Origin of the sequence: Mycobacterium sp., from assembly GCF_049585075.1 — a bacterium.
Taxonomy (GTDB): domain Bacteria; phylum Actinomycetota; class Actinomycetes; order Mycobacteriales; family Mycobacteriaceae; genus Mycobacterium.
The window spans coordinates 1-3599 of the sequence record NZ_JBAUZA010000091.1 but is presented as its reverse complement, the minus strand read 5'-3'; the positions used below and the strand labels follow the sequence as shown (position 1 = coordinate 3599).

The window sequence follows — 3599 nt, the reverse complement described above, 5'->3', positions numbered from 1 at the left end:
CCCCACCACCGCTTCGAGTTCTACCGACAGGTCACGACATGACGACCTTGGCACCGGCAACGTCAATCCCTCTGCGGCTCAACCGAACAGCGGCGGTGCTGACGGCGCTGGCCGTCGGGGTGGTCGTGCTGACTCTGCTGGGAATTGCCCTGGGGCCGGTGCGGGTGCCGCTGGCCGACACCGCCCGCGTCCTGCTCGGCGCGCAGCCCTCGGACCCGCGCTGGCAGGTGATCGTGCACAGCCTGCGGCTGCCGCGGGTGCTCACCGCGATCGCGGCGGGCGCCGGCCTCGGGATCGCGGGACTGCAGATGCAGACCCTGTTTCGCAATAGCCTCGCCGACCCGTACGTGTTGGGTGTCAGCTCAGGCGCAAGTCTGGGTGTTGCGGTCGTGGTGATCGCCGCCGGCGCCGGCTTCACCGAAGTGCTGGCCGGAACAGGGCGCGCCGGTGTAGTTATCGCCGCCGCAGTGGGCGCCGCGACGGTGCTCACGATCGTGCTGATGCTTGCGCGCTGGGTCCGCTCGGCGGCCACGCTGCTGCTGATCGGCGTGATGGTGGGCGCGGCCAGCACGGCAATCGTCAGCGTGCTGCTGGTCTACGCCGATCCGCAGCGAGTCCAGCAGTTCCTGCTGTGGGGGCTGGGCAGCTTCGCCGACACCACCTGGGCCGACCTACGGCTACTGTTGCCGCTCGTCGCGGCGGGCCTGGTTGCGTCGGCGCTGACGCTGCGCGGGCTCAATGCGCTGCTGCTCGGCGAAAGTTACGCCCGCACGATGGGCATCGATGTGGGACGGGTGCGGCTGATCACGGTCGCGTCGGCGTCGCTGCTTGCCGGGGCGACGACGGCGTTCTGCGGCCCGATCGCCTTTCTGGGTCTGGCGGTTCCGCACCTGACCCGGCTGGCGTTGGGCACCTCCGATCACCGGGTTGTGCTGCCGGGAGCGGTGTTGATGGGCGCCGCCGTCGCCCTGGGGTGCGGCATCGTCAGCCAGGTTCCGGTGAGCGAGGCGGTGCTCCCGGTGAATGCCGTCACGGCGCTGATCGGGGCACCGATTGTGGTCGTCGTGCTGCTGCGCAGTCGGCGGGGTGTGGGGATGCAGCAATGATCGAATTGCGCGACCTCACAATTGGTTACCGCGCCCGGCGCCGGACCACCACTGTCGCTGCGGGCCTGCGCGCGGTCGCGCGTCGCGGCGAGCTCACCGTCTTGCTGGGTCCCAACGGTTGCGGAAAGTCCACGCTGATTCGCACGCTGTGCGGATTGCAGCCCGCAATTGACGGCCAGGTGCTGCTCGACGGCAAGGATCTGGCTCGGGTGGCGGCCGACAAGCTGGCCCGGCACGTCGCCGTCGTGCTAACCGACCGGATCGATCCCGGACTTCTCTCGGCGCGCGAGCTGACCGGCCTCGGCCGAATCCCGCACCTGGGCTTGGCCGCTCGGCTGACCGCCGACGACAACACCGTCGTCGACTGGGCGTTGACGGCGGTGAACGCCGGACACCTGGCGTCGCGGCCCGCCGCCGAACTCTCCGACGGCGAGCGGCAGCGGGTGCTCACTGCCCGGGCACTGGCCCAGCAGCCTTCGGTCCTGCTGCTCGACGAGCCGACCGCCTTTCTCGACGTGCCGTCGCGCACCGGCCTGATGGAGATGCTGCACGGGCTGGCACGCAAGCAGAACTTGGCTCTCGTGTTGTCTACCCACGACCTCGAACTGGCACTGCGCGTCGCCGACCGAGTGTGGCTGCTCGACGCCGCCGGCGCCCTGCAAGACGCTATCCCCGAAGAACTCATTATCGGCGGACAGATCGGTTCGGTGTTCGACTGCGCTACAACGTGTTTCGATCCATCCGACGGCGTGTTCGTGCTGCGCCACGATGACGGGCGCGCCGCACGCGTCGACGCGCCGAAACCGCTGCGCGGCGCCGTGCAGCGGATGTTGGCCAGAGAAGGCTGGGCCGCCCGCGAACCCGCCGAGATCATCGTCGCCGCGACCGAACCCGAACGGATCACTGTGCGTGCCGGCGGAAACGCCGCAACGTCGACCACACTGAGCGGACTGCCGAGGTTGCTCCGGGCCCTGCTGGCCGACACCCGCCGCTGCGTGCCCGAGGCGGCAGCCGCGAAGATGCTCACTGAACTTTCTGACACCGGTGGCTATTTCGCGGTCGGAGTCGGTGCTAAGGATCACGGCTGGCGTCCGGTACAGCAGCTCTACACCGACACCGCACTGCTCGACGGGATCATCAGCCGAGTGCAGGCACGCATGGATGCCGCCGAGCAGCGGGTCGCAGCGTCGACGTTCTTCCTCGGCTTCGCCGCGCGACTGTGGTCGATCGGCCTGGGCGCACTGGCCGGCCACCGGCTACTACTCGACCTGGATGCCGAGCATCTGCTGTTCCGGGAGCAGGACGGCCAAATTCAGCTGCATATCGAACATCCGGTCGCCTGGCAAGGCGACAACCTTGAGCAGCTGCTGGCCGACACGGTCCTCGCGGAGCATCTGGCGCCCCTGACAGCTGCGCTGCGGCGGCTGCGACCGATCTCGGGCAAGTTGTTACAAGGCAATGCGGCCTCCGCGCTGCTCGGCGCCGCGCAGGTCTTCGACCGCGACGCCTCTGCGAAATCCGGATGGCAAACCGCTCGCCGGTTGTGCTCCGACGAAAGGCTCGCGGCCGCAATATGTTTCAACGAAACAAGCTACCGTCGGGCCAGCTGCTGCCTCTATTACCGCGCGCCGGGCGGCGGGCTGTGCGGCGACTGCGTGCTGACCAGCACTCCCCGGGAGCGGAGGAAGGTGACACCGTGACCAACCCGAACCCCGCGATCGTGGACGCCGAAGATGGTGGTCGCGAACAACTCTGGCCGCTGCCCACCGATGAACAAATCCTGCTCGATCTGATTCATCTCTGCTTCGACGAGTACTGGGACGAGATATGGTTCGGCGTCCTGGTGCAGGGCGCGGCCTGGGAAGTGGCGGCTCCCAATCCACCCAAGCGCATCTCGATGGACGACGGCTACGCCACCGTCGATTTCGGCCGCTGGCATTTTCACCTGTGCATCGGCGAGCACCGGGAAAGCGGACCCGAGCTTGGCCGGATCCGCCAGTGTTCACGCGCCGAGCTGTATCGGCGGATCGGCAGCGACGGATCCCCCACGTCGTGGGGTGTGCGCCTGTACAACGGGCGAGACGAACAACAGATGACGCTAATGCTGCCGAACCCGTTCTTGACCAACGATCAACAACTTCGCGACCAGCCGGCCTGGGGGCAGCTGGAACTATGGGACCGGCTGCGGGCTAAGTACCTGGGCCTGGATCCCGACCCACTTGACCGCTCCGGCAAGGGTTTTCGTCATGGCTAAGGGAGACTATCGATGACCGCACCGATTTGGATGGCAGCACCGCCGGAAGTCCATTCTGCGCTGCTGAGCAGCGGTCCGGGCCCTGGCTCGTTGCTGGCAGCCGCGGGGGCGTGGAACTCGCTCAGCACCGAATACACCCAAACTGCCGCGGAACTGACCGCCGTTTTGAACGGCGTGCAGGCCGGAGCGTGGCAGGGCCCGACCGCCGAAGAGTATGTAGCCGCCCACGCCCCGTATCT

The 3599-nt window shown here is 67.8% G+C and carries 4 protein-coding genes; all 4 read left to right on the top strand.

Annotation, left to right across the window (positions count from 1 at the left end; translation table 11 throughout):
* Nucleotides 1-38 precede the first annotated feature (38 nt).
* Nucleotides 39-1106: a FecCD family ABC transporter permease gene (locus WB785_RS04260; RefSeq protein WP_424077444.1), complete on the top strand. Its 1068-nt coding sequence runs from the start codon at nucleotides 39-41 to the stop codon at nucleotides 1104-1106.
* Nucleotides 1103-2806 carry an ATP-binding cassette domain-containing protein gene (locus WB785_RS04255; RefSeq protein WP_424077443.1) on the top strand — a complete coding sequence of 568 codons (1704 nt, stop codon included), beginning with the start codon at nucleotides 1103-1105 and terminating at the stop codon, nucleotides 2804-2806. Before WB785_RS04260 ends, WB785_RS04255 begins: the two co-directional genes overlap by 4 nt.
* Nucleotides 2803-3360 carry a DUF7676 family protein gene (locus WB785_RS04250; RefSeq protein WP_424077442.1) on the top strand — a complete coding sequence of 186 codons (558 nt, stop codon included), beginning with the start codon at nucleotides 2803-2805 and terminating at the stop codon, nucleotides 3358-3360. The genes WB785_RS04255 and WB785_RS04250 overlap by 4 nt, the downstream gene beginning before the upstream one ends.
* Nucleotides 3361-3372: 12 nt before the next feature.
* Nucleotides 3373-3599, top strand: a 227-nt coding sequence (locus WB785_RS04245) for a PPE domain-containing protein (protein WP_424077441.1), incomplete at its 3' end; no start/stop codon positions are given.